General features: G+C 63.2%; 24 protein-coding genes. 18 read left to right on the plus strand and 6 right to left on the minus strand.

Features of this window, described 5'->3' with window-relative positions; translation table 11 throughout:
• Positions 1 to 26: 26 nt before the first annotated feature.
• The gene (locus LOY54_RS00835; RefSeq protein WP_123564741.1) at positions 27 to 1016 is read right to left on the minus strand and encodes a sensor domain-containing diguanylate cyclase; all 990 of its coding nucleotides are present in this window, start codon (positions 1014 to 1016) and stop codon (positions 27 to 29) included.
• 135 nt (positions 1017 to 1151) lie between these two features.
• Positions 1152 to 2336, minus strand: a complete 1185-nt coding sequence (gene desA, locus LOY54_RS00840) for a delta-9 fatty acid desaturase DesA (protein WP_195885418.1) — start codon at positions 2334 to 2336, stop codon at positions 1152 to 1154.
• 150 nt (positions 2337 to 2486) lie between these two features.
• Between desA and dibA the strand changes: the two genes are divergently transcribed.
• The 6 genes from dibA to LOY54_RS00870 all read left to right on the plus strand — a co-directional run bounded on the left by dibA (position 2487) and on the right by LOY54_RS00870 (position 8611).
• Positions 2487 to 4382 carry a phosphodiesterase DibA gene (dibA, locus tag LOY54_RS00845; RefSeq protein ID WP_258608804.1) on the plus strand — a complete coding sequence of 632 codons (1896 nt, stop codon included), beginning with the start codon at positions 2487 to 2489 and terminating at the stop codon, positions 4380 to 4382.
• Between the two features lie 209 nt (positions 4383 to 4591).
• The gene (oscA, locus tag LOY54_RS00850) at positions 4592 to 4774 is read left to right on the plus strand and encodes a sulfur starvation response protein OscA (protein WP_007941032.1); all 183 of its coding nucleotides are present in this window, start codon (positions 4592 to 4594) and stop codon (positions 4772 to 4774) included.
• 47 nt (positions 4775 to 4821) lie between these two features.
• Positions 4822 to 5829 carry a sulfate ABC transporter substrate-binding protein gene (locus LOY54_RS00855; protein ID WP_258608805.1) on the plus strand — a complete coding sequence of 336 codons (1008 nt, stop codon included), beginning with the start codon at positions 4822 to 4824 and terminating at the stop codon, positions 5827 to 5829.
• Between the two features lie 83 nt (positions 5830 to 5912).
• On the plus strand, positions 5913 to 6731 hold the full coding sequence (gene cysT / locus LOY54_RS00860; RefSeq protein WP_010222098.1) for a sulfate ABC transporter permease subunit CysT: 819 nt from the start codon (positions 5913 to 5915) through the stop codon (positions 6729 to 6731).
• 14 nt (positions 6732 to 6745) lie between these two features.
• Entirely contained in the window at positions 6746 to 7618 is an 873-nt protein-coding gene (gene cysW / locus LOY54_RS00865) for a sulfate ABC transporter permease subunit CysW (protein WP_045201758.1), read from the plus strand.
• Between the two features lie 3 nt (positions 7619 to 7621).
• Positions 7622 to 8611, plus strand: a complete 990-nt coding sequence (locus LOY54_RS00870) for a sulfate/molybdate ABC transporter ATP-binding protein (RefSeq protein ID WP_045201760.1) — start codon at positions 7622 to 7624, stop codon at positions 8609 to 8611.
• Between the two features lie 94 nt (positions 8612 to 8705).
• Here the strand turns inward: LOY54_RS00870 and LOY54_RS00875 are convergent, their stop codons facing one another.
• Together LOY54_RS00875 and LOY54_RS00880 are read right to left on the minus strand one after the other, a co-directional pair.
• On the minus strand, positions 8706 to 10307 hold the full coding sequence (locus LOY54_RS00875; protein ID WP_258608806.1) for an alkaline phosphatase family protein: 1602 nt from the start codon (positions 10305 to 10307) through the stop codon (positions 8706 to 8708).
• Between the two features lie 100 nt (positions 10308 to 10407).
• Positions 10408 to 11358: a LysR family transcriptional regulator gene (locus LOY54_RS00880; RefSeq protein ID WP_258608808.1), complete on the minus strand. Its 951-nt coding sequence runs from the start codon at positions 11356 to 11358 to the stop codon at positions 10408 to 10410.
• A 144-nt stretch (positions 11359 to 11502) separates the two neighbouring features.
• Here LOY54_RS00880 and LOY54_RS00885 point away from each other — a divergent pair, with 144 nt between their 5' ends.
• The 11 genes from LOY54_RS00885 to LOY54_RS00935 all read left to right on the plus strand — a co-directional run bounded on the left by LOY54_RS00885 (position 11503) and on the right by LOY54_RS00935 (position 22189).
• Positions 11503 to 13845, plus strand: coding sequence for a TonB-dependent receptor (locus tag LOY54_RS00885; protein WP_258608810.1), 2343 nt, complete (start codon positions 11503 to 11505; stop codon positions 13843 to 13845).
• 247 nt (positions 13846 to 14092) lie between these two features.
• Positions 14093 to 14893 (plus strand): energy transducer TonB, encoded by an 801-nt coding sequence (locus tag LOY54_RS00890; RefSeq protein WP_258608812.1) that lies wholly within the window; start codon positions 14093 to 14095, stop codon positions 14891 to 14893.
• Between the two features lie 28 nt (positions 14894 to 14921).
• On the plus strand, positions 14922 to 15650 hold the full coding sequence (locus tag LOY54_RS00895; RefSeq protein WP_038997727.1) for a MotA/TolQ/ExbB proton channel family protein: 729 nt from the start codon (positions 14922 to 14924) through the stop codon (positions 15648 to 15650).
• A 1-nt stretch (position 15651) separates the two neighbouring features.
• Positions 15652 to 16053, plus strand: a complete 402-nt coding sequence (locus LOY54_RS00900; RefSeq protein WP_045201768.1) for a biopolymer transporter ExbD — start codon at positions 15652 to 15654, stop codon at positions 16051 to 16053.
• A 171-nt stretch (positions 16054 to 16224) separates the two neighbouring features.
• Complete coding sequence (locus LOY54_RS00905; protein WP_045201770.1) at positions 16225 to 16806, plus strand: alpha/beta hydrolase; 582 nt, start codon at positions 16225 to 16227, stop codon at positions 16804 to 16806.
• 69 nt (positions 16807 to 16875) lie between these two features.
• Positions 16876 to 17817 (plus strand): sigma 54-interacting transcriptional regulator, encoded by a 942-nt coding sequence (locus LOY54_RS00910; protein ID WP_213602761.1) that lies wholly within the window; start codon positions 16876 to 16878, stop codon positions 17815 to 17817.
• Positions 17818 to 17993: 176 nt separating this feature from the next.
• Positions 17994 to 18779, plus strand: a complete 786-nt coding sequence (locus LOY54_RS00915; protein ID WP_045201774.1) for a MetQ/NlpA family ABC transporter substrate-binding protein — start codon at positions 17994 to 17996, stop codon at positions 18777 to 18779.
• A gap of 459 nt (positions 18780 to 19238) precedes the next feature.
• Positions 19239 to 19904, plus strand: a complete 666-nt coding sequence (locus LOY54_RS00920) for an amino acid ABC transporter permease (protein WP_038997719.1) — start codon at positions 19239 to 19241, stop codon at positions 19902 to 19904.
• Positions 19885 to 20544, plus strand: a complete 660-nt coding sequence (locus LOY54_RS00925; RefSeq protein ID WP_258608815.1) for an amino acid ABC transporter permease — start codon at positions 19885 to 19887, stop codon at positions 20542 to 20544. The genes LOY54_RS00920 and LOY54_RS00925 overlap by 20 nt, the downstream gene beginning before the upstream one ends.
• Positions 20541 to 21314: an amino acid ABC transporter ATP-binding protein gene (locus LOY54_RS00930; RefSeq protein WP_045201779.1), complete on the plus strand. Its 774-nt coding sequence runs from the start codon at positions 20541 to 20543 to the stop codon at positions 21312 to 21314. Before LOY54_RS00925 ends, LOY54_RS00930 begins: the two co-directional genes overlap by 4 nt.
• Entirely contained in the window at positions 21311 to 22189 is an 879-nt protein-coding gene (locus LOY54_RS00935; RefSeq protein ID WP_045201781.1) for a transporter substrate-binding domain-containing protein, read from the plus strand. Before LOY54_RS00930 ends, LOY54_RS00935 begins: the two co-directional genes overlap by 4 nt.
• A gap of 93 nt (positions 22190 to 22282) precedes the next feature.
• On the opposite strand, the gene LOY54_RS00940 is transcribed toward LOY54_RS00935, so the two are convergent.
• Entirely contained in the window at positions 22283 to 24646 is a 2364-nt protein-coding gene (locus LOY54_RS00940) for a penicillin acylase family protein (protein ID WP_258608828.1), read from the minus strand.
• 84 nt (positions 24647 to 24730) lie between these two features.
• Here LOY54_RS00940 and LOY54_RS00945 point away from each other — a divergent pair, with 84 nt between their 5' ends.
• Positions 24731 to 25279 (plus strand): sugar O-acetyltransferase, encoded by a 549-nt coding sequence (locus LOY54_RS00945; RefSeq protein WP_045201787.1) that lies wholly within the window; start codon positions 24731 to 24733, stop codon positions 25277 to 25279.
• Here LOY54_RS00945 and LOY54_RS00950 read toward each other — a convergent pair.
• Complete coding sequence (locus LOY54_RS00950) at positions 25276 to 25845, minus strand: DUF6436 domain-containing protein (protein WP_258608831.1); 570 nt, start codon at positions 25843 to 25845, stop codon at positions 25276 to 25278. The two genes, LOY54_RS00945 and LOY54_RS00950, sit on opposite strands and share 4 nt — an antisense overlap.
• Positions 25846 to 25852 lie beyond the last annotated feature (7 nt).

Raw genomic sequence — 25852 nt, forward strand, 5'->3', positions numbered from 1 at the left:
ATCGCTGGCAAGGCCAGCGATGCTTTTCAGCCTCTTACAATCTGATTCTTGCCCTGGCGCTTGGCCTGGTACATGGCCGCATCCGCCCGGGCGAACAGGCTGTCCAGCGACTCATCTTCTTCAGTAATCCCGGTCAGCCCCTGGCTCACCGTCACTCCAAATACCTTGTCGTCATGGCTGAAGCTCAAGCGCTGGATCTCGCGTTGCAGGCGTTCGGCAATCTGCTGGGCGATCTCTGGGGTGCAGCCCGGAAACACCGCGGCGAACTCTTCACCGCCAATGCGCCCGAACTGATCACCACGGCGCAACACCGCCTTGCCGGTGTCGGCGATGCGCTGCAGCACATAGTCGCCTTCCTGATGGCCGTAGGTGTCGTTGATCTGCTTGAAGTCATCGATGTCGAGCAGCAGGAACGCCAACGGCGTGTGCTCCAGTCGCGCGGTTTCGAAAGCGTGCTGGGCACACTCGAAAAAGTGCCGGCGGTTGCTGCTCTGGGTCAGGACGTCGGTGGTGGCCAGGCGCTGCAGCTCGCCTTCGAGCTGCTTCTTTTCGGTGATGTCCTCGGCCATGCCAACGATGATCACCCGCTGGCTGGGGTCGGCTTGCTGGTTGATGAAGCATTTGTCGCTGATCCAGCGCACCTGGCCGTCGGCGGCGATGATGCGGTATTCGCGGTCTTCCACTGCGCCTTTGACCAGCACTTCGGCCAGGCTGCGTTCGGCGTAGTCGAGGTCGTCGGGGTAGATGCTGTCGCGCCACTCATTGAAGTCAGCCAGCAGCAGGCCGGCCGGGCGGCCAAAAATGCGCTCGTAGGCGGGGCTGACGTAAAGCACCTGGCGGCTTTCCCAGTCGAAGGCCCAGAGCACGGCGTTAACGCTGTCGAGCAACGAGCTGAACAGCTGTTCACGCTCGCTCAGGCGCGCGACTTCGCCTTGGGCGTGCATCAGGGCCAGCAGGGTCTGGGCGGCTTCAGGTGGCGGATTGCAGGCCAGGGTTGTTGGTTTGTTCTTGACCATTTGCGCGGAAATTCTCACGACGGGGGCGTGCGGCCACGACCCGGCCCGCCACGCGGGCGATATGCCTGTCAGAGTGAGATTAGGCGGCTAAGTTCCGGTCGGCGCGCCGCGGGACGGGCGCGCCGATCAACGGCATCAGGCCAGGGCAGGGCGCAGCGAGTAGGTCTTGAGCTGGGCGGCGAAGTCGCGCAGCGACTGGATACCGCTGGCTTCGGCTTCGTGCACCCAGTCTTTCATGGCCGCGAGCATGTCGTGGCCGTTGGCGCTGGTACGTACCCAGATTTGCTGCAGGGCCAGGCGTTTTTCGTAGATGGTCTTGAGTGCCTGGCTGTGCTCGAGCATGGTCTGGATGCGCAGGTGGTGACGGTCTTCCAGCAGGCTGGTCTCCCGCGACAGCAAGCGCTTGGCGCGGCGGAACTGGTGGCGCACCGAGTCGTCGACGCGGGCCAGCTCCTGCTTGACCAGCGGCGCGATCACCAACTTGCGGTACTGGGCCATGATCTGGAAGCGGTTGTTGAGGATCGCCATGGCGGTGTCCATGTCCAGCTGGCCCTTGCCTTCGACCCGGTGGGCGATGGGCGCGACGCGTTGCACCTTGGCCAGGCGCAGCCAGCAGAACAGCTTGATCCAGGCCCAGCCCATGTCGAACTCCCAACGCTTGACCGAGAGCTTGGCCGAGTTGGGGTAGGTGTGGTGGTTGTTGTGCAGTTCTTCACCACCAATGATGATGCCCCAGGGCACCAGGTTGGTGGCGGCGTCGCGGCATTCGAAGTTGCGATAGCCGACCGCATGGCCCAGGCCGTTGACCACGCCGGCAGCCCAGAACGGAATCCACATCATCTGCACCGCCCAGATGGTGATGCCGGCGGTGCCGAACAGCAGCAGGTCGATCACCGCCATGAGGGCGATGCCACCGAGCTTGTAGCGGCTGTAGAGGTTGCGTTCGATCCAGTCTTCCGGGCAGTTCTTGCCGTAGATACGCAAGGTTTCCGGGTTCTGTGCCTCTTCGCGGTACAGCTCGGCGCCCTTGCGCAGCACCGTGGACAGGCCCTTGATCACCGGGCTGTGCGGGTCATCGACGGTTTCGCATTTGGCGTGGTGCTTGCGGTGGATGGCAGTCCACTCGCGGGTGTTCTGCGCCGTGGTCAGCCACAGCCAGAAACGGAAAAAGTGCTTGAGCCCGGCATTGAGTTCCAGCGAGCGGTGGGCAGAGTAACGGTGCAGGTAAACGGTGACACTGACGATGGTCACATGCGTCATTACCAGGGTAACTGCCAGCAATTGCCACACTGACAAGTTGAGCAAACCTTCGTACCACATAGGCTAAATGGCCCTCAAAAACATAGGGAACAGCGAGAAACATTATCCCTGCGCCAGCAAATAAAACCAGTCGGCCTTTTAGATAGGAGGTCACCGGATGTTTCTACCCTATAATCCCCCACAAATTTTTGTGGGTTTGCCCGGGACCTTATGTCTGCTTCCATTCGAGACGCCATGCGCATGGCGGCGCTCTACCTCGTGCTGTCGGTACTGTGGCTGGCTCTGTCTGATCAATTATTGAACAGTCTTTTCGATGCTCCCGAGCAAATCGCCCGCTGGCAACTGATCAGCGCGCACTTCTGGGTGCTGTGCAGCGCCTTGCTGATTTTTGTCTCGCGCGCCCGTTTGCTCAACTTCATTGGCGTCGGCGTGCGCTTGCGCCGCGAGGACCGCGAGCGCCTGCGCATGGCGGCGGCGGTGTTCGACAGCACCCTTGAAGGGGTATTGGTCACTGACCGCGATGGCCTGATCGTGCACGTCAACCGGGCGTTCATGCAGATCACCGGCTACGACAAGGACGAAGTGCTCGGCCAGCGCCCGAGCAAGTTTAAGTCCGGCCGCCACGGTGCAGCGTTCTACCAGCAGATCTACGCCACCCTGGCCGAAAAGGGTGAGTGGAGCGGCGAGATCTGGAACCGGCGCAAAAGCGGCGAGGTGTATCCGCAATGGCAGACCATCTGCGCCATCAGCGATGACAGCGGCGAGTTGAGCCATTACGTTGCGGTATTCAGCGACATCAGCGCGATCAAGCATTCCGAGCGCGAGCTGGCCTACCTTGCTCATCACGACCCGCTCACCGACCTGCCCAACCGCCTGCTGTTCAACGACCGCACCCAGCAGGCCCTGGCCGCAGCGCAGAGCAACAAGCGCGGTTGCGCCTTGCTGCTGCTCGACCTCGATCATTTCCAGAGCATCAACGACAGCCTCGGTCACAACATCGGCGACCAGTTGCTCAAGGTGGTCGGCGAGCGCTTGAAGGCGCTGCTGGGCAACGGCGTGACCCTGGCGCGCCTGGGCGGTGACGAGTTCGCCGTGCTCGCCGAGAACTGCCCGCAGGTCGGCCAGGCCGCGGCCTTGGCCCAGAGCATCATCGACGGCATGAAGGCGCCGTTCGAAGTCGACCACCAGCGGCTGTTCATCAGCGTCAGCATCGGCATCAGCCTGTTCCCCAGCGACGCCCTGAGCGCCGAGCAATTGCTGCGCAATGCCGACTCGGCGCTGTTCAAGGCCAAGACCTGCGGGCGCGCCGGTTATGCGCTATACACCGAGGAGCTGACCGCCCATGCCCAGCAGCGGGTCGAAACCGCTGGCGAGCTGCGCCGCGCCCTGGAGCAGGAAGAGCTGCGGGTCTATTACCAGCCGGTGCACGACCTGTTCAGCAGCAAGATGATTGGCGTCGAGGCACTGGTGCGCTGGCAACATCCGCAGCGCGGGCTGGTGCCGCCCGGGGAGTTCATCCCGATTGCCGAACGCACCGGGCTGATTGCCGATATCGACACCTGGGTGCTGCGCCAGGCCTGCCTGCAGATGGTTAAGTGGCAGGCCGAGGGGCGGGCGCTGGAGTTTGTCGCGGTGAATATATCCAGCCGTCTGTTTGGCCATCGCGACCTCTATCAGCAGGTCGCGCAGGTGCTGCACGACACTGCGCTGGACCCCGCCCTGCTGGAGCTGGAAGTGACCGAAAGCGCGGTGATGGAAGACCCCGAGGTGGCGCTCGAGCAACTGCACCGCTTGCGTGAACTGGGCTTGCGCCTGGCCATCGATGACTTTGGCACCGGTTACTCGTCGCTGCTGCGGCTCAAGCGCCTGCCGGTGCAGAAGCTCAAGATCGACCAGGGCTTTGTCGCCGGCTTGCCTTGTGATGAAGACGATGTGGCGATCGTCCGGGTGATCATCGCCCTGGCCCGGAGCATGGGCATGCTGGTGCATGCCGAGGGTATCGAGCAGGCCGAGCAGGCGCGCTTTCTGCTGGAGCAGCAATGCCAGCTGGGCCAGGGCTACTGGTTTGGCCGGCCGGTGCCGGCGCAGCAATTGCGCTGGGCTTGAGGGCCCTATCGCGGGGCAAGCCCGCTCCTACAAGTGCAGGTGCGGCGGGGCGGCGATCCGACTTGCCCCGCGAAACTCTATTTCAGTTATATAAAAATTCTTAAATAGTATTTTTAAGAATATTCGCGCCCCCCTAAGATTGCCCTCAAGCCAGGCGCAGTCGCTCCCCTTCACGCACTGCACGGCACCCATATCACAGGAGCACGAGCATGAGCGCATCTCTGCGTAGCGTTGACGGTCAGGACGAAGCCACCATTCTGCGCGAAATCCAGAGCGCCCTGCGCGACCTGCGGTTTGGCGCGGTGGAAATCACCGTGCACAACGCCCAGGTCGTCCAGATCGAACGCAAGGAAAAGTTCCGCCTGCAGAACCCCGGCAACAAGCCCAGCTGATTATCGCGCCACCTAATTAGAAAAATACGCCAATCGGGAGCTTCACCATGTCCATCCGCCGTTATGCCCTGGCTGCACTCGCCAGCGCCGTTTTTGCCGGTTCCGCAATCGCCAAGGACTACGAACTGCTGAACGTGTCCTATGATCCGACCCGCGAGTTGTATCAGCAGTACAACGCCGAGTTCATCAAGCACTGGCAGCAGGCTCACCCGGACGACAAGGTGAAGATCCAGCAGTCCCATGGGGGTTCGGGCAAGCAGGCCCGCGCGGTGATCGACGGCCTGCGTGCCGACGTGGTGACCCTGGCCCTGGCCGGCGACATCGACGAAGTGGCCAAGCTCGGCAAGACCCTGCCGGACAACTGGCAGACCCGCCTGCCGGACGCCAGCACCCCGTACACCTCGACCATCGTCTTCCTGGTGCGCAAGGGCAACCCGAAAGGCATCAAGGACTGGGGCGACCTGATCAAAAAGGACGTCTCGGTCATTACCCCGAACCCGAAAACCTCCGGCGGCGCCCGCTGGAACTTCCTCGCCGCCTGGGCCTACGGCCTGAAAGCCGGTGGCAGCGAAGCCAAGGCCCAGGAGTACGTGAAAGAGCTGTTCAAGCACGTACCGGTACTGGACACCGGCGCCCGTGGCTCGACCATCACCTTCGTCAACAACGGTCAGGGTGACGTGTTGCTGGCCTGGGAAAACGAAGCCTTCCTGGCCCTCAAGGAAGACGGTGGCGCCGACAAGTTCGACATCGTCGTGCCGTCGCTGTCGATCCTTGCCGAACCGCCAGTGGCGGTGGTCGACAAGAACGCGCAGAAAAAGGGCAACGAGCAGATCGCCGAGGCGTACCTCAAGCACCTGTACAGCCCGGCCGGGCAGAAGATTGCCGCCGAGAACTTCTACCGTCCGCGTGACGCGAAAGTCGCCGCCGAATACGCCAAGCAGTTCCCTAAACTGGACCTGGTGACTATCGACAAAGACTTCGGTGGCTGGAAAACTGCCCAACCCAAGTTCTTCAACGATGGTGGCGTGTTCGACCAGATCTACACGGCGCAGTGATGCCCGGCAGGATAATCGCCGTTCAGTAGCCAGCATGGGCCCGGGATTCGTCCCGGGCTTCGTGCGTTCAACCAGGGACCTTTATGTCACGTCGTATTTCCCCCGTCATACCCGGCTTCGGGCTGACGCTGGGCTACACCTTGGTGTACCTCAGCCTGATTGTGCTGATACCGCTGGCCGCCATGTTCATACATGCCGCCCAGCTCACCTGGGAGCAGTTCTGGGCCATCGTCAGTGCCCCGCGGGTGCTCGCGGCGCTGAAGCTGAGCTTCGGCACTGCCCTCTACGCTGCCATCATCAACGGCATCATCGGTACCCTGCTGGCCTGGGTGCTGGTGCGCTACACCTTTCCTGGGCGAAAGATCATCGATGCGATGATCGACCTGCCGTTCGCCCTGCCTACTGCGGTTGCCGGCATTGCCCTGACCGCGCTGTACGCACCAGCCGGCCTGGTCGGCCAGTTCGCCACCGACCTCGGTTTCAAGATCGCCTACACCCCCTTGGGCATCACCCTGGCGCTGACTTTCGTGACCCTGCCGTTCGTGGTGCGCACGGTGCAGCCGGTGCTGGCTGACATTCCCCGTGAAGTCGAAGAGGCCGCCGCCTGCCTGGGCGCCAAGCCGCTGCAGGTGTTCCGCTACGTGCTGGCGCCGGCGTTGTTGCCGGCCTGGCTGACCGGTTTTGCCCTGGCCTTTGCCCGTGGCGTTGGCGAGTACGGTTCGGTGATCTTCATTGCCGGCAACATGCCGATGAAGACCGAAATCCTGCCGCTGCTGATCATGGTCAAGCTCGACCAGTACGACTACACCGGCGCCACCGCCATCGGCGTGTTGATGCTGGTGGTTTCCTTCATCCTGTTGCTGCTGATCAACTTGCTGCAGCGGCGCATCGAAACCCCTTGAAGGAGGCCACGTCCATGTCTGCGACTTCTATTGGCGCGGCCGCTTCGGCCAATGCCGCCCGCCGTGGCAGCGCCACTTCACGGCGTATCCTGATCAGCCTTGGCTGGTTGATCTTCGCCCTGTTCCTGCTGCTGCCGCTGGTGATCGTGGTGTCCCAGGGCCTGAAAATGGGCCTGGGCACGTTCTTCGAGGCGATCTTCGAGCCCGACGCCCTGTCGGCGTTGAAGCTGACCCTGATCGCCGTGGCCATCTCGGTGCCGCTGAACCTGGTGTTCGGGGTCAGCGCTGCCTGGTGTGTGAGCAAATACAACTTCCGTGGCAAGAGCATCCTGGTCACGCTGATCGACCTGCCGTTCTCGGTGTCGCCGGTGATCGCGGGCCTGGTCTATGTATTGATGTTCGGCGCCCAGGGCCTGTTCGGGCCGTGGTTGCAGGATCACGACATCCAGATCGTCTTCGCCTTGCCGGGTATCGTTCTGGCGACCATCTTCGTCACCGTGCCGTTCGTGGCCCGTGAACTGATCCCGCTGATGCAGGAGCAGGGCACCCAGGAAGAGGAGGCCGCGCGCCTGCTCGGCGCCAACGGCTGGCAGATGTTCTGGCACGTGACCCTGCCCAACATCAAATGGGGCCTGATCTACGGCGTGGTGCTGTGTACCGCGCGGGCGATGGGCGAGTTCGGTGCGGTGTCGGTGGTGTCCGGGCATATTCGCGGGGTCACCAACACCTTGCCGCTGCACGTCGAGATTCTCTACAACGAATACAACCACGTTGCGGCCTTCAGCGTCGCCAGCCTGTTGCTGATCCTGGCGCTCTTCATCCTGCTGCTCAAGCAGTGGAGCGAGTCCCGTATTAACCGTCTGCGCCATAACGCGGCGGAGGAATAATTCATGTCGATCGAAGTTCGTAACGTCAGCAAGCGCTTCAACGCTTTCCAGGCTCTGGACAGCATCAACCTGGATATCCACAGCGGCGAGCTGGTGGCTTTGCTCGGCCCGTCCGGCTGCGGCAAGACCACCCTGCTGCGGATCATCGCCGGGCTGGAAACCCCCGATCAGGGCAGCATCGTCTTCCACGGCGAAGATGTCTCGGGCCACGATGTGCGTGATCGCAACGTCGGTTTCGTGTTCCAGCACTACGCGCTGTTTCGCCACATGAGCGTGTTCGACAACGTCGCCTTCGGCCTGCGCATGAAGCCCAAGGGCGAGCGCCCGAACGAAAGCAAGATTGCCGAGAAGGTCCACGAGCTGCTGAACATGGTCCAGCTCGACTGGCTCAGCGACCGTTACCCGGAGCAACTGTCGGGCGGCCAGCGCCAGCGTATCGCCCTGGCCCGCGCCCTGGCGGTGGAGCCCAAGGTACTGCTGCTCGACGAGCCGTTCGGTGCCCTGGATGCCAAGGTACGCAAAGAGCTGCGCCGCTGGCTGGCGCGCCTGCACGAAGACATCAACCTGACCTCGGTGTTCGTTACCCACGACCAGGAAGAGGCCATGGAAGTCGCCGACCGTATCGTGGTGATGAACAAGGGCGTGATCGAGCAGATCGGCTCGCCGGGCGAGGTCTACGAGAACCCGGCCAGCGACTTCGTTTATCACTTCCTTGGCGATTCCAACCGCCTGCACCTGAGCGAAGGCCAGCACGTGATGTTCCGCCCGCATGAAGTGTCGCTGTCGCGTCACGAGATCGAGGGCCATCACGCGGCGCAGGTGCGCGACATCCGTCCGCTGGGGGCGACGACCCGGGTGACCTTGAAGGTCGAAGGGCAGAGCGAGCTGATCGAGGCCGAGGTGGTCAAGGACCATGACAGCCTGAGTGGTCTGGCGCGTGGCGAGACCTTGTTCTTCAAGCCCAAGGTCTGGCAGAAAGTGGCCAATATCTAAGGGCCTCATCGCGGGTCAAGCCCGCTCCCACAGGTACTGCATACACTGAACCCTGTGGGAGCTGGCTTGCCAGCGATGGGCTGCAAAGCAGCCCCTACCACACCCCGATCTTCACCACGCTGTCCTCGCGCGGTTCGCCATAGCGAAACCATTGCCCACGCCGCTCGATCTCGGCATGGCTGATGGTGGTCCGCCGCTTCAAGCTCCTGAGCCATTCGAACAGATAACCCTGGTGGGCTTCGCGCACGCTGGCATAGGCCGGGTCCGCACCCAGGTCGTGCAGCTCTTGCGGGTCGTTGAGCAGGTCGAATAGCTGTGCGCGAAAGCCGTCATAGGCCAGGTACTTCCAGCGCTCGCTGCGCACCATGGTCATCCGGCAACGGTCGATCGGCTGGCCCAGGCGCTCGCGGGCCGGGGCCTGGAAGGCGTAGTCGTATTCGGCGATTGCATAGCTGCGCCAGGCGCTGGCGGTGCCATGCAACAGCGGAATCAGCGAACGCCCCTCCAGCCGATGCTCGGCACTCGGCAACCCCAGCGCGTCGAGGAAGGTCGGCAGCGCATCGATGGTCTCAACCAATCGCTCATCCACCGTGCCGCGGCTGACATCCGCCGCCGCCCGTGGATCACGCACAATCAGCGGTACGCCCACCGCCGGCTCTAGCAAAAACTCCTTTTCACCCAGGCCATGGTCGCCGAGAAAATCACCGTGATCACTGGTGAACACGATCAGGGTGTCATCCCAGCGGCCATTGCTTTGCAGCACATCGAACAGGCGCCCGAGCTGGTCGTCGATCTGTTTGATCAGGCCCATGTAGGTGGGGATCACTTTCAGGCGTACCTCTTCGCGAGAGAAGTTCTGGCTCTCCTGGTGCTGGCGAAACGCGGCATATACCGGATTATCGTTGCCTGGTTGAACTGGTATCGGCGCCTGCACCTGGCTGGCGTTGTACAGCGCGTGGTAAGGCGCCGGGGCGATGTAGGGCCAGTGCGGCTTGATGTACGACAGGTGCAGGCACCAGGGCTGCTCGCCCTGGGCCTGGATGAAGTCGATGGCGCGGTCGGTGCTGTAGACCGTCTCCGAGTGCTGCTCGGGCAGGCGCGTGGGCAGGTCGGCGTTGCGCATGTGCCAGCCGCTGAGAATTTCACCGTTTTCGCCTGCGGCGGCATTGGCCCAGCTGTGCCAGGGGTTGTCGCCGGTAAAGCCGTGGTCGCGCAGGTAGCGGGTGTAGGGTGCGCTTTCGCGCTTGTCGGCGAACAGCGGGTCGTCGGGGAAGATACCGTCGTGGCGGGCAACCGCTTCGAACCCCACCTCGTTGAGCTGCTCGGCCATCAGCGGGTCGATGGCCAGCTGTTGCAAGGCGTCCTGGTTCGGCGTGGCGTGGGTCTTGCCCACCAGCGCGGTGCGGATGCCGGCGGGCCGCAGGTAGTCACCGAGGGTCAGTTCATCCAGCGGCAGCGGCACGCTGTTCCAGGCCACCTGGTGGCTGCTGACATAACGTCCGGTGTAGGCCGACATCCGCGACGGGCCGCAGATGGTGCCCTGGGTGTAGGCGCGGCTGAAGCGCACCCCGGCGGCGGCCAGGCGGTCGATGTTCGGCGTGTGCAGATGGCGGTGGCCATAGCACGAGAGGTAATCGCGACGCAGTTGGTCGCACATGATGTACAGCACGTTGCGCACGGCAGTGGGGTGGGGCATGGCAGTCACCTGGGCAGATTTCAGTTGACTGTTTTCGCCGCCCGGGGCGCGTATCACAAGCGCATTTGCCGAATGCAGTCGATGCGTTTTGCGCAATGGCTCAGATCGCCAGTTGCTCCAGGTTGCAGGCGTCGAGAGCGCGGTCGGCCTGATCGGTGAGGATGATCTGTTCGATCATCGCTTCGGCCAGCGGCGACAGGCGCAGGCGCGCCTGGCTGACGATGCCATAGCGGGTGTAGAGCTCTTCGCAGTCGTCCGCCAGGCCATCGATGCTCAGCCGCACCAGTTTGCCGTTGGCGTTGTGCAGGGCGTCGCTGTAGGCGCCGCAGATGCCGATGGCATCGGAATTGAGCACCACCCCAAGCAGGCTGTAGCTGTTCTCGCACTCGACGTTGGCGACGAAATCCGGGCGGCCGCTGAGGTCGGCGATCACCTTGCGCAGGTTGGGCGGGCGCAAGGTGACGGCCAAGGGGTAGTGCAACAGTTGCTCGGCGCTGACGCTCGAAAGCGCCGCCAGCGGGTGCCCGGCGCGGCAGCAAAAATGCCAGCGTCGAGGCCGCAGGCGCAGGGTCTGGTATTGCGGGTCGGCCTCGAAGCTGCGGGTGTCGGCGACGAAGAATTCGAACTCCTCGGCCAGCAGGCGCTTGTTCAGGCTCTGCCAGTCATCGACCTGAAACTGCACCCGCGCCTTGGGATAGCGGCCGATGAAGCCGCCAATCGCCTGTGGTACCAGGCCCGCAGCGGGCGCCGGGCCGCAGCCGAAGCGCAGTTCGCCGGCTTCCAGGCCATTGAACTGGCTGATCTCGTTGCTCAACTGGCGCGCGCCGCTGACCAGCCGGCGCGCGTGTTCGAGCACCACCAGGCCCTGCTTGGTCGGTGGCAGCTCCTTGTGCGAGCGGTCCACCAGCTGGCAGCCGGCGCTGTGCTCCAGGGCCTGGATGCTGCGGCTGAAGGCCGATTGCGAGAGGTTCACCGCGGTCGCCGCGGCGACGAAGCTGCGGTGCTCGGCAAGGGCGATCAGGTGGCGGAGTTGGCGCAGGTCTATATGCATTTTTCACATAAAAAGTATCGGGCAAATGCATTTGCTCTGCCTCTGGTGCACTCCTTATAAAGGCAATCTCTTATGCAGTAAATGTATGTCGAATCATAAATAAATAACTTAAAGGAATATAAATTCCTTTGCCAGGAGCCGCCCATGAGCCCGACCCTTCGCGCTGCACCCTTGTCTTCACGGCGGCTCCAGCGCCTGCCCCTGGCCTTGCTGCTGGCCGGCAGCGCGCACTGGTTGCCGGCTCAGGCCGCCGACTCGGCAAAGCCTGAGGTCAAGGCAAGCGACAGCCAGCTCAAGACCGTCACCGTCACCGCCCGGCGCCGCGAAGAGAGCGCCCAGGACGTGCCGACGCCGATCAGCGTGCTTGACGGCCAGGCCCTGGAAAGCCAGCGGGTGTATCGCATTCAGGACCTGCAGCAGCTGGTGCCCAGCGTCAACGTCGCCTACATGCACGCGCGCCAGTCCAGCGTGTCGATCCGCGGCCTGGGCAACAACCCGGCCAGCGACGGCCTGGAAGGCAGCGTCGGCCTGTACCTGGACAACGTCTACCTCGGCCGCCCGGGCATGGCCGTGTTCGACCTCATGGACATCGAGCAACTGGAAGTGCTGCGCGGCCCGCAGGGCACGCTGTTTGGCAAGAACACCACCGCCGGGGTGATCAACATCAGCACCCGTGCGCCGAGCTTCACCCCCGAGCGCAGCATCGAAACCTCGGTGGGCGAGGATGGCTACTTGCAGACCAAGGGCACCCTGTCCGGGCCCTTGAGCGAGACCCTGGCCGGGCGCATTTCGGCCTACCGCACGCGCAACGATGGCGACATCAAGAACGAATTCGACGGCCATACCCTCAACGGCGGTTCGCGCCAGGGCTTTCGCGGCCAGCTGCTGTACAAGCCCAACGAGCAGTTCAACCTGCGCTGGATCGGTGACTACAACGAAGAGGACTCCAGCGCCGGCACTCGCCTGCTGTACAGCACCGGGCCGACCATCAATGGCGTCAACCGCTATGAAGCGCGGGCCCAGGCGGCCGGGGCGACGCTGGTCGATGGCAGCAAGCGCAAGGTCAACCTCGATGCCGATCAGCAGGTCACGGTGTTCCAGGGCGGGACTTCCCTGGAAGCCAACTGGACCCTGGACAACGACTTCACCCTGACCTCGGTAAGCGCCTACCGCTGGTGGGACTTCACCCCGCGCAACGATGATGGCCTGAACGTGCCGGCGGCCTACAACGCCGGGGTGTCGGTGCGTGATAAACAGTACTCGCAGGAATTTCGCCTGGCCTCGCCAACCGGCGGCTTCTTCGACTATGTACTGGGTGCCTATTACTTTGGCTCCGACCTGGACAACAAATCCTTCGTCCATTACGGGCCCCAGGCGGATATCTGGAACGGTACGCCGGCTGGAGCGCTGGCCAATGTCAGCAGCGTCGGCAAGGGCCATATCAAGACCGACAGCTTTGCCCTGTTCGCCCAGGGCACCTGGCACCTGACCGAGCGCCTGGATTTCACCGCCGGGGTACGCGGCACCTATGAGGAGAAAAGCGCCTGGGTCGATCGCGCCGCGCCCGTCGGTGGTGCGGCGGTTGCAGGCGCTGCGGCAACTGCGCGCCAGGGTCGGGTGGGTGCTTATGACTCGGGCGACCTCAACCAGTACAGCACCAGTCCGTCGGGCTTGCTCAACCTGAGTTATCGCTTTACCGATGACCTGCTCGGCTACGCCACCTTGTCCCACGGCGAGAAGTCCGGTGGCGTCAACCTGGCGGTCGGTACCGCCCCGGTTGCCGGCGCCGACTCGCTGCTGATCGGCACCGAGCGCGCCAACAACGCCGAGCTGGGCTTGAAGAGCACCCTCTGGGACCGTCGCCTGCAGCTCAACGCCAACCTGTTCTGGACCGAGGTGCACGGCTACCAGACCAACGCCTACGACGACGCCAACCGCGTGCAGTATCTGACCAATGCCGGCTCCGTGCGCTCACGCGGGGTGGAGCTGGAAAGCACGCTGATCCCGGTACGTGGCCTGACCCTGAACATCAACGGCTCCTACAACGACGTGCGGTATCTGTCTTACAAGGACGCCCCGTGCGCCCCGGAAGTCGCCCTGCAACCGGGGGCACCGGCGGCCTGCGACCTCAGTGGCCACCAGGTAGTCGGTGCGTCGAAATGGATCGCCAACGCCAACGGCCAGTACCAGTGGGATCTGGACAACGGCCTGCAACCTTACCTCTCCGCCAGTTACGCCTTCCGCTCCAAGGCCGTAGGCACGGTCGAGGACTCGGACTTCGCGCAGATCCCCAGCTACGCCGTGGTCAACCTCTCCACCGGCTTGCGTGGCGACCTTGGCCTGGGCCAGTGGGATGTCTCGCTGTGGCTGAAGAACGCTTTCGACAAAACCTACTACACCACCCTCTGGAGCGCGGCCAACGGCGGTTATGAAGGCCTGCTCGGCACCCCGCGGACCTTGGGTGTGACCGGCCGCTACGACTTCTGAAACGGTGTTTTTCGATGCCTTTGGCGAATATTTTTCATGCCCTGCAGGCATGGCGTTTCAGGGCGTTGGCGCCAGCCCTTGAAGGGCGTGGCTTAGAGCGGTTCGACCCATTTGTATATGTATTTTTGTTCTATCCATAACTTTAAAAATTACTTTAAGACATAAGTAACAGAAGTTGATGATCCACCCCAGCGAAGGCAATTGACCTGCCTTCGACGAAACGCACTCACGTCCCAGGAGTTGATCAATGGGTAATGTCCAGACCGCCGCCAGTGCTCACGATGTGCTTTGGCGCCAGTCGCCGAGCGGCGAGCTGGTCGACCTCGGTCGCCCGCTGCGATTGCCGCTGGCGCAGTTGCGTCTGCAAAGCACGCCGAAAAGCGCGCTGAGCCGTCGGGAGAAGATTCTGCTCGGGGTGTTTGCCCTGGCCTTGCACGGTGTGCTGGCGTACTGGGTGAGCCAGGCGCCGACCCCGGTGTTGCCGGTGGTGCCGCCGGAAATTCCGCCGATGACCATCGAGTTTTCCCAGCCAGCGCCACCGGCCGTCGAGCCGCCTCCGCCTCCGCCACCGGCAGTGGTCGAGCCGCCGCCACCGGTGGTTGATGAGCTGGCCGCCAAGCCTGCGCCCAAGCCGGTACCCAAGCCCAAGCCGAAACCTGTGCCCAAACCGGTACCCAAGCCTGCGCCCAAGGCGGTCGAGCAACCGCCCGCACCGCCACAACCAGCAGCACCACCAGTGCCCCCGGCTCCGCCGGCACCAGCGCCGGTGACCCCGGCTTCGGCCAACGCCGCGTACCTGAAGAACCCGGCGCCGGAGTACCCGTCGCTGGCCCAGCGTCGCGGCTGGGAAGGCACGGTGTTGTTGCGGGTGCGGGTACTGGCCAGCGGCAAGCCGGGTGACATCCAGATTCAGAAAAGCAGTGGCCGCCAGCAGCTCGACGACGCCGCCCTGGCTGCGGTCAAGCGTTGGAGCTTCGTCCCGGCCAAGCAGGGCGACGTGGCCCAGGACGGCTGGGTCAGCGTACCCATCGACTTCAAGATCCGCTAATTCGCGCTAACAGAAGAGAGTATTGATCATGACTGTATTGGCATCCCCCCTCGAATCCATCGAAAGCGCGGTGATCTGGCTGCTGGTGGGCTTCTCCGTCGTCACCTGGGGCCTGGCCCTGGTCAAGGGCGTGCAGTTCGTGCGCCTGAAGAACCAGGACAAACGCTTTCACAAACAATTCTGGGCGGCTTCAAGCCTGGATTCCGCTGCCGAGCTCAGCCATGCACAACCCGGCGCCGCAGCCCGGGTCGCCCAGGCCGGTTACGCTGCTATCGCGGTCGGCGAGCCAGGCCAGCAAGCCAGCGACCTGAGCCAGGCGATCAACCATCAGGACCGCCTCGAACGCGCCCTGCGCCAGCAGATCGTGCGTGAGCGCCGCTCGCTGGAAACCGGCCTGGCGGTAGTCGCCAGTATCGGCAGCACCTCGCCCTTCATCGGCCTGTTCGGCACCGTCTGGGGCATCATGGAAGCGCTCAAGGGCATCAGCGCCGCAGGTTCGGCGAGCCTGGAAACCGTGGCCGGGCCGATCGGTGCGGCGCTGGTCGCCACCGGTGTCGGTATCGCCGTCGCGGTGCCGGCGGTGCTGGTCTACAACTACTTCCTGCGCCGCCTGAAGCTGACCGCCGCCGACCTCGATGACTTTGCCCACGACTTCTACAGCCTGGCGCAGAAGAGCGCGTTCCGGGTACTGGTGCACCCGACTGCCTACAAGGCCGCCGCTGGCCAGCACACCCAGAAAGTGAAGGAGGCATCCTGATATGGCCTTCTCGACACAGGACAGTGACGAAGTACTCAGCGAGATCAACGTGACGCCGCTGGTGGACGTGATGCTGGTGCTGCTGGTGGTGTTCATCGTCACCGCGCCACTGCTGACCAACGCCATCCCGATCAACTTGCCCAAGACCGAGGCCGTGGCTCCGGTGGAACAGAAGGATCCGCTGGTGGTGAGCATCGACGGCGGCGGCAAGCTGTTTATCAACAAGGACGAGATCCAGCCGGATCTGCTGGAAACCAACCTGCAGGCGGCCAAGGCCAAAGACCCGGAACTGCGCGTACAGCTGCAGGCCGACGATGGCGTTAATTATGGGGAGGTGGCGCGCGCCATGGCCTCGATCGAACGTGCCGGTATCACCAAGTTGTCGGTGATCACCGCCCGCTGAGCAACATCTCTCAGGCAATGCTTCAGGGACCGGTCCTTCGGCAGGGGGTGGTCCCTTTTTTTATGGAAAATTTATATTTTGGTTATTAATAAATAGCTTCTTATTCCTTTACGAATATAACCACCCCCCTATACTTGGCCTCATGCACGCAAACGCAGCAGGAGGCGTCCCATGCGCAACGAGTCGATCCGTTACCTGATTGTGCCGGGCTGGCAAGGTTCGCCAGACGAGCATTGGCAAACCCACTGGCAGCAGGTGCTGCCCAACAGCGCCCGGGTCGAGCAGGCCGACTGGTTGAACCCGCAGCGCCAGGACTGGGTCGCAACTCTCGAGCAGGCGGTGGCCGCCGATGAGTCGCCGGTGATCCTGATCGCCCACAGCCTGGGTTGCATCACCGTTGCCCATTGGGCCGCGCAAGCCAGCGCTACCCTGTTGCGCCGGGTACGCGGTGCCTTGCTGGTGGCGCCGGCTGACGTCGAGCGGCCGACCTGTGCGCCGGCACTGCGCAACTTTGCACCGATTCCGCAGCTGCTGCTGCCGTTCCCAAGCCAGGTGGTCAGCTCCGACAACGACCCGGCTGTCAGTGCCCCGCGGGCCATGCAGCTGGCCCGTGCCTGGGGCGCCGAAACGGGCTTCCTCGCAGGTGCCGGGCATATCAACGTCAAGTCCGGGCACCGTCGCTGGGAGCAGGGCTTCGCTTACCTGTACCGCCTGCAGAACCGTCTGGAACAGCACGCTCTACGCCGCGCCTGATCTTCAGGCGCTGACCATTTGCCTTGATTCGAACGCCCGGCCGGAAAGCGCCAAGGGCGGGAGTTTGCCATGAGTAATCACGACACCTTCGGCCAGCCTTTGTTGACGTTTCCCGAGCTGGACAAGAGCCCGCTGAGCATCCGCGCCAAGGCGCTGGTATTCGTCGATCCGCGGTCGCGGCAATTGCGCGAAGAGCTCGAGCTGCTAGCGCCCCTGGCCCTGCCAGTGCTGATCCGCGGCGAAACCGGGACTGGCAAGGAATTGCTGGCCCGCCAGATTCATCGCGCCAGTGATCGCGGCGGCTTGTTTGTTTCGGTCAACTGCGGGGCGATCAGCCCGACCTATGCCGACGCCGAGTTGTTTGGCTACAGCGCCGGTGCTCACAGCGGCGCGGCCAGCAGCCGGGCCGGATGGTTCGGCTCGGCCAACGGCGGCACCCTGTACCTGGACGAAATCGCCGACCTGCCGCTGCCGATCCAGATCAAGCTGCTCTCGGCGCTGGAAAACCGCGAAGTCACCCGCGTCGGTGCCCAGCAACCAAACCCGGTGGACGTGCGCCTGGTCGCCGCCTCGAGCATCGACCTGGCCGAGGCGGTGAGCGCCGGCAAGTTCCACGACCGCCTGTACCACTACCTGCGCGAAGGCCAGCTGGAGCTGCCGGCCTTGCGTGAACGGGTCGGCGATATCCTGCCGTTGGCCGAGTATTTCGTTGGTATCTATAGCCCGCGCCTGAACCTGCCGGTGCCGTTGATCAGCGAAGCGGCGCAGCGGGTATTGGAGCTGCACAGCTGGCCGGGCAATACCCGTGAGCTTGAGAACGTCATTCACTTTGCCCTGCTGGTCAGCAGCGGTGAAGAAATCCTCCCCGAGCATTTGAACCTGCCGACACCCTTGAGCGCTCTGGCCAGCCAGCTGGAGCAGCTTCTGAGCCTTGGTGAGCCGGGTGAGCGCAGTGCTCTGCAACAATTGCTGGAGAAGACTCTGTTGCGTCTGACGCAACCCGCTGCCTGATGCCATGTATGGGGTGCATGGCGGCGTCCGTTGAAAATGGCATAAGCAGCAAAATAAAAGATATTGTTCTGGTATAAAAAATCTAGGTATTGTCCGCTTCAAGCCAGCTAGCAAAGTGCTGGCAACCCCCACCTTCGCCGTCGCCCGATGGCTGTGTATTCGAATAAGGACTGCGCATGAAAAAGGCTCTGTTGTTGACTGCTCTGGCGGCCGCTCTGTCGGTTGCAGGTTTTGCCCAGGCGGGCGAGAAGCTGGTAGTTGCCGCTACCCCGGTACCGCACGCGGAAATCCTCGAGCTGATCAAGCCGACCCTGGCCAAGGAAGGTGTGGACCTGGAGATCAAGGTATTCACCGACTACGTGCAGCCTAACGTGCAGGTCGACCAGAAGCGCCTGGACGCCAACTACTTCCAGACCCTGCCGTACCTGAAGAACTTCAACGAAGGCAAAGGCACCCACCTGGAAACCGTGATCGGCGTGCACGTCGAACCCTTCGGCGGCTACTCGAAGAAGGTCAAGAGCCTGAGCGAACTGAAGGAAGGCGCTACCGTTGCCATTCCTAACGAAGGCAGCAACAGCGGTCGTGCCCTGCTGCTGTTGCAGAAGGCTGGCCTGATCACCCTGAAGGATCCGAAGAACGCCCTGGCGACCCCGAAAGACATCGCCGAGAACCCGAAGAAGCTGAAGTTCCGCGAGCTTGAATCGGCCATGCTGCCGCGTGTGCTCGATCAGGTCGACCTGGACATGATCAACACCAACTACGCCCTGGAAGCCGGCCTGAACCCGGCCAAGGACGCCCTGGTGATCGAAGGCGCCGACTCGCCGTACGTGAACTTCCTGGTGGCCCGCCCGGACAACAAGAACAGCGACGCCATCCAGAAGCTGGCCAAGGCCCTGACCAGCCCTGAAGTGAAGACCTTCATCGAGAAGAAATACAGCGGCGCGGTACTGCCGGCGTTCTAAGAGGCTACACACACACACACATATCCTGTGGGAGCGGGCTTGCCCCGCGATGCGATCTACTAGTCAAATCGCATCGCGGGTCAACCTTGCTCCCACAGTGCTTTCAATTCCCCGCATTGACCGCCCGGCGCAATGCCGTCAGCCACTTGATCAGTTCTTTTGCATCGAGAGTGGGGGCGCTATTCATCCTTTGTCTTCCTTGTTGGTGTGATGGGTCGACAGCGCTTGGATGGCATTTTCAGCAGAAAGATCCCGTCACCGCCAAGGATTTCGCAGGTTAGCTGTTTGGGTGATATCAATATGCAATAAAGGTATTTAAAGAAATATTTTTATACCTTTAGAGTCTACCTATTGTGCTCACCCGCACTGACAACCCCTGTGTAGAGCCGCCCGTTTACCCTCGGGCCGGTCCGAGATCCTGTCCATGTCGCATCGTCATCGTCTGCCGAGGCTCACTCCATGAGCTTCGACTTCGCCTTTATCCTTAGCACATTGCCAGCCTTTCTCAAGGCGGTGGGCGTCACACTGCAAGTCGGCCTGATCGCCATCGGTACTTCGCTGCTGGTGGCGCTGGTCAACGCCGCGATTCTGGTTTACCGCACGCCGTACCTGCAGCGCCTGGTCAAACTCTACGTGGAGCTGGCGCGCAACACGCCGCTGCTGATCCAGCTGTTCTTCGTTTACTTCGCCTTGCCGGAACTGGGCCTGAAGATTTCCGGCTTCGCCGCGGCGATCATCACCATGACCTTCCTCGGCGGCGCCTACCTCACCGAGGTGCTGCGCGCCGGCGTCGAGGCGGTGCCGGTGGCGCAGCTGGAGTCCGGCCGCTCGATCGGCCTGTCGGAAGGCCAGTTGCTGCGCCATGTGATCCTGCCGCAGGCGGGGATCCTCAGCCTGCCGGCGCTGTTCGCCAACTTCATCTTTTTGCTCAAGGAAACCACCGTGGTGTCGGCGGTGGCGGTGCCAGAGATCCTCTACACCACCAAGAGCTACATCGCCCTGTATTACAAGACCTACGAGATGCTCGCGGTGCTGACGCTGATTTGCGTGCTGCTGTTCCTGCCTTTGTCGCTGCTGCTCAGCCGCCTGGAACGGAGGCTGCAACATGGCCAGTTCGGGTCTTGAGTTGTTGCTGGTGTCTTTGCCGCAACTGGGCAAGGGCGCTGCGCAAACACTGGCGATTTCGGCGCTGAGCATCCTCTTTGCCACCCTCGGCGGCGTGCTCTACGGCGTGCTGGCGACCTTGGGCAAACGCAGTGTGAACCTGCTGCTGCGCATCTACCTGGAGCTGTTCCGGGCGATTCCGGTGCTTGTCTGGTTGTACCTGCTGTTCTTCGGCCTGCCGATTTTCTTTGCCGTGAACATCCCAAGCTTCTGGTGTGCGGTGCTGGTGCTGTCGTTGTGGGGCGCCAGCGAAGTGGGCGAAGTAGTGCGCGGTGCGCTGCAGTCGTTGCCGCGCGGGCAGCGTGAAGCGGGGCTGTCGATCGGCCTGTCCGGCGCGCAGCTGTATGGCTACGTGCTGCTGCCCCAGGCGCTCAAGCGCATGACCCCGCCGACCATCAACATCTACACACGGATCATCAAGACCAGCTCGCTGGCGGTGCTGATCGGCGTAGTCGATGTGATCAAGGTCGGCCAGCAGATCATCGAGCGCACCTACGAGTCGGTGCTGATCTACGGCGCGCTGTTCCTGTTCTTCTTCTTCATTTGCTACCCGCTGTCAGCCGCCTCGCGCGCGCTGGAGCGTCGCTGGACACACGCATGAGCGCACTGATCGAGTTCAAGGGCTTCAATAAATTCTTCGGCGAGCAGCAGGTGCTCGACCACGTCGACCTGCAGGTGCGCAGCGGTGAAGTGGTGGTGATCCTCGGCCCCAGCGGCTGCGGCAAGAGCACTTTGCTGCGTTGCCTCAATGGCCTGGAAAGCGCCCACAGCGGCAGCCTGCGCCTGGCCGGTGAAGAGCTGCTGACGCCTGGCACCGACTGGCGCCAGGTGCGCCAGCAGGTCGGCATGGTGTTCCAGAGTTATCACCTGTTCGGCCACATGAGCGTGATCGACAACCTGCTGCTCGGCCCGCTCAAGGTGCAAAAGCGCGAGCGCCGCGAGGCCCAGGCCCAGGCCGAAGCCCTGCTGGCCCGGGTTGGCCTGCTGGACAAGCGCGACGCCTTCCCGCGCCAGCTTTCCGGGGGCCAGCAGCAACGCATCGCCATCGTCCGCTCGCTGTGCATGAACCCGCAAGTGATGCTGTTCGATGAAGTCACCGCGGCGCTCGACCCGGAAATGGTCAAGGAAGTGCTGCAGGTAATCCAGGGCCTGGCGCGCGACGGCATGACCCTGCTCATCGTCACCCATGAAATGGCCTTCGCCCGCGCGGTGGCCGACCGCATCGTGTTCATGGAGGCCGGCAGGATCCTTGAACAGCGCGACCCCGAGAGCTTCTTTACGAACCCGCAGAGCGCACGCGCGCAGCAGTTCCTGGAGAAATTCTCCTTTGTTGAAAGCCTGCCCAAAACACCCGCAAAGGAATTGTCATGAAAACTGCCAAGACGTCGAAACTGCTGTTGTCCCTACTCGGCCTGGCCTTGCTGGCCGGCTGCAACAAGGCTGAAGAACCGGGCAAGCCGGCCGCCGCTGGCGCCGCCCCAGCCACCAGCTACCTGGAAACCATCAAGGCCCGCGACAAGCTGATCGTCGGCGTCTTCACCGACAAGCCGCCATTCGGCTTTGTCGATGAGGCCGGGCGCTATGTCGGTTTTGATACCGACATCGGCCGCCAGTTTGCCAAGGACCTGCTCGGCGACGAGAACAAGGTCGAGTTCGTGGCGGTCGAGCCTGCCAGCCGTATTCCGTTCCTGCAAAGCGACAAGGTCGACCTGATCCTGGCCAACATGACCGTGACCCCGGAGCGCAAGGAAGCGGTGGAGTTCACCAACCCCAACCTGCGGGTGGCCGTGCAGGCCCTGGTGCCGGAAGGCAGCAGCGTGAAAAAACTCGATGACCTGGCCGACAAGACCACCATCGTCACCACCGGCACAACCGCTGATATCTGGCTGACCAAGAACCATCCGGACTGGAAGCTGCTCAAGTTCGAGAAGAACACCGAGTCGCTGCAGGCCCTGGCCAGTGGTCGTGGTGATGCCTATGCCCAGGACAACCTGATCCTGTTCAGCTGGTCGAAACAGAACCCGGGCTACCGCGTGCTGGAAGAAAAACTCGGTGAGGAAGCGCCGATTGCACCGGCGGTGAAGAAGGGCAACATCGAGCTGCGCGACTGGGTCAACGCCGAACTGGCGCGCCTGGGCGAGCAGAAGTACCTGCTCAAGCTGTATGACCAGTATGTGCGCAAGGAACTGAGCGATGACACCAAGCCTGAGAGCGTAATTGTCGAAGGCGGTAACTGGCAGGGCTGATCAATCGCGGGGCAAGTCGGGTCGCCGCACCGCCGCTCCCATCAGTGTCGGTAGGAGCGGCGGTGCGGCGACCCGACTTGCCCCGCGAAGCTTTCAAGGCACCAGCTTCAAGGTGCTTTGCGCCGGAATCACCCCCATCTGCGCCTTGTGGTAGCGGCCCTCGATATAGTCCTTGGCCTGGTCGCCATAGTGGCGGTCAAACAACACCCCGCTTTGCCCGACCGGGTTGATGGTCAGTGCCTGGCCGGCATCGGCAAAGTCGATCAGGCGCCGGGTCGACGGCCCATAGGTCACCGGCCATGGCGCCGGGCCGATTTTCGCCGACAGGTTGTTGGGCACTTCATGGCTGCCCGGCGCGGCGAACGGGCCGACGTTGAACAACAGGTTGAGCGGCTTCTGCAGCCCCAATGGGTGGTTGTGGGTCAGGGTGTGTGCCTTGCCCCATTGCCAGCCGGCCGGGTCGTTGCCGAAGGTCTCGCGCAGGTGCGCCAGGGTGTTGCCCCAGGCCTGCTTCACCGCTGCGGTGCGATCGCCTTGCTCGCTGCTGCCCTGTTTGCCCCACCAGGGTGAACCGACGTCGGCCGCCAGGCGCGGCAATGCGGCGTCGATGGCGCGGGTGCTGATCAGGGTCTGGAACCAGGTGTCGCCCAGCTCGTCGTGCAGCGCCGCGTAGGCCAGTTCGTAGAGGAACTGGTTGAACAGCGTGGCACTGACCGAGTCCACCGGATAGTCACCATTCCACGCCGCCAGTTGCTCGACCAGTTCCTTCTCCTGATCGCCCTCGGCCACTTCGCGCAGCACTGCCAGTAGCGGCGCCAGGGTGCGCGGGCCGTAATCGGTGGCGGTGTCCAGTTGCAGCGCCTGGCTGTTTTGCTGGTCCCACTTGATCTGCGGGTCGGCCAGGTGCTGGTTCAGGCGCTGGCCACGGTCGGCCAGGTTGTAATAGCCCGGCACCGGTATGTTCGCTGGCGGCTGGAAGTTGGCCGAGACGATGTAGCCGCTGGCCGGGTTCTGCGCCTGCGGGTTGGCGCTGAAAGGATAAAAACCGAGCTTGTCGGCCTGCGCCGTACTGCCATCGAGAATGAAGCCCGGGTTGACTCCGGCAGGGCGAATCGGCAACTGCGCCGCCGCCCACCAGCCGATATCGCCACGGGCGTTGGCCCAGATCAGGTTGAGCCCGGGTGCCTGGATCTTCGCCGCCGCGGCGCGCATCTTGTCGAGGGTGTTGGCACGGTTGACCTGGTAGAAGCCATCGAGGATCGGGTTCTCGGTCTCCAGGAACGCCCACCACACGGCAATCGGCGTCGGGCCCGCCATGTCGCCCAGTACCGTGTTGACGATCGGCCCATGGGGCGAGCGGCGCAGGGTGATGTCCACCGGCGCCTCATTCTTCACCGCGATCTGTTCGTGGGTCTGGCTCAGGGTTTGCCACTGGCCGTTGACCTTGACCTGTTCGGGGTTGTCGGGGTTGACCTGTTCGGCGATCAGGTCGACGTCATCGTTCTGGAACATGGTCAGGCTCCAGCCGAAGTCGCGATTGTGCCCGAGCGATGCGAAGGGATTGAGCGCCTGGTGATAGCCATAGAGGTTGAAGCCGGGCGCGCTCAGTTCCGCCTCGTACCACACCGATGGCACGGCGAAACTGATATGCGGGTCGCCGGCCAGCAGCGGCTTGCCGCTGCGCGTGCGGCTGCCGGCAATGGCCCAGGCATTGCTGCCTTCGTATTGGGGAATGCCGGCATCGCCCAGGGCTTGCTGGCTGAGCTGCGCAAGCTGCTGCAGGCTTTGCCAGTCGCTGGCGGCCAGGGCTGGCGTGCTGGCCAGGGCGCCTTGCGGGTTCCAGTCGAGGTCGAAGATCTTCAGGTAGTCGGCGCCCAGCTGGTCACGGATATAGGTCAGCGCAGGCTCGGTGCGGAACGCTGCGGCAAAGCTGTAGGCCATGTAGCCGGCGATGCTGATGGTGTCCTGGGCGGTAAAGGGCCGTGGCGAGATGCCCAGCACGTCGAACTCCATCGGCTTGGGATGGCTGTCCTGCCAGGCGTTGACGCCCTCAAGGTAGGCCTGCAGGGCCAGCCAGGCGGGCGAGGTTTTGTCCTGGCGTTCGACGTAAAGCTCGGCCTGCTCGCGAATGCGCAGGCTGCGGAACAGGGTGTCGGTAGCGACCAGTTTGCTGCCAAGGATCTCGGCCAGCTCACCACGGGCCAGGCGGCGGATGATCTCCATCTGGAACAGGCGATCCTGGGCATGCACATAGCCCAGGGCACGGTACAGGTCGGCCTCGTTCTGCGCCTGGATATGTGGCACGCCGCGGGCGTCGTAGCGCACATTGACCGGTGCCTGCAGGCTGCTCAGGGTAACCTCGCCCTGGCGTTGCGGCAGCTTGCCGTGCACGTACCAGTAACCGCCGCCGGCGGCTGCGGCGATGACCACGGCGAGGAAGGTCAGGCTGCGCTTCATCGTGACTCCTTGTGCTTTTTAGCGGATCGTGTGGTCTGATCATCGAGGTAAAGTCGGACAGAGGATAGCCCCAAAGGAGGGAAGATGAGTCTCAGTGAAAAGCAGAAGATGCTCAGCGGCCAGCTCTATCACGCCAGCTGCCCGCAGCTGCAGGCCGAACAGATCGCCAACAAGCACTGGATGCAGCGCTACAACAACAGCGCCGAGCTGCTCAATGAGCAGCGCCATGGTTTGCTGGTCGAGCATTTCGGCAAGGTCGGTGACGGCGCGGTGATTCGCCCACCGTTCTATTGCGACTACGGCTACAACATCAGTGTCGGCGCCAATGTGTTCATGAACTTCAATTGCGTGATCCTCGACGTCACCCCGGTAAGCATCGGCGATGACTGCCAGATCGGCCCGGCGGTGCAGATCTACACCGCCGACCACCCGCTGGACCCGGCGCTACGCCGCAGCGGCCTGGAAAGCGGGCGGCCGGTGAAGATCGGCAACAACGTGTGGATCGGCGGCGGCGCGATCATCCTGCCGGGGGTGACGGTGGGCGACAACGCGGTGATCGGCGCCGGCAGCGTGGTCACCCGCGATGTGCCGGCGGGTGCCACCGTGGTGGGCAACCCTGCGCGGGTGCGCTAGGGCTGCCAGGGGCAGTAGCAGCCCACCGCCATGGTGTGCGTGGCGCTGACGGCGCGGCCCTGGCTCAGGGCGAGCAGGATCGGCTCGATGAAGCTGTTGCTGGAGTTGCAGGTGGCGCCTTCGCTGTAGGGGCCGAAGTAGGCCAGTTGGCCGTTGCGGTCCCAGATCGCCACGCCGGGGGTGGCCGGCAGGTGTTCGGCGCCGGGCAGCTCGCCCAGCGGTTTGAGCGCACTGAGTGTGGCAGGCAGCTGGCCGCGGGTGCCGGGTTTTTGCACCACGTAGAACTCCACGCCTTGGGGGGCGAAGTGCTCGATCAGCTCGCCCAGGTGCTGCTGGTTGCCGACGTTGCACGGGCAGGCCGGGTCCCAGAAGTGCACCAGGCGGATCGGGCCGGGGCCGGCAATGCCCGCCGGCAGTTGCAGGCGGTCGCCGGAGAACAGCGCGGTCTGGTTGTCGAAGGTGCGCAGGTAGCGGCTCTGAAAACTGTCGTAGGCCCACCACAGGCCGGCGCCGCAGAGGGCGGTGAGCAACAGGCCAAGCAGGGTACGCAGGGGCGAGCGGGGCATGTCGGCA

This window comes from Pseudomonas sp. B21-032 (genome assembly GCF_024748965.1).
Classification (GTDB): Bacteria; Pseudomonadota; Gammaproteobacteria; order Pseudomonadales; family Pseudomonadaceae; genus Aquipseudomonas.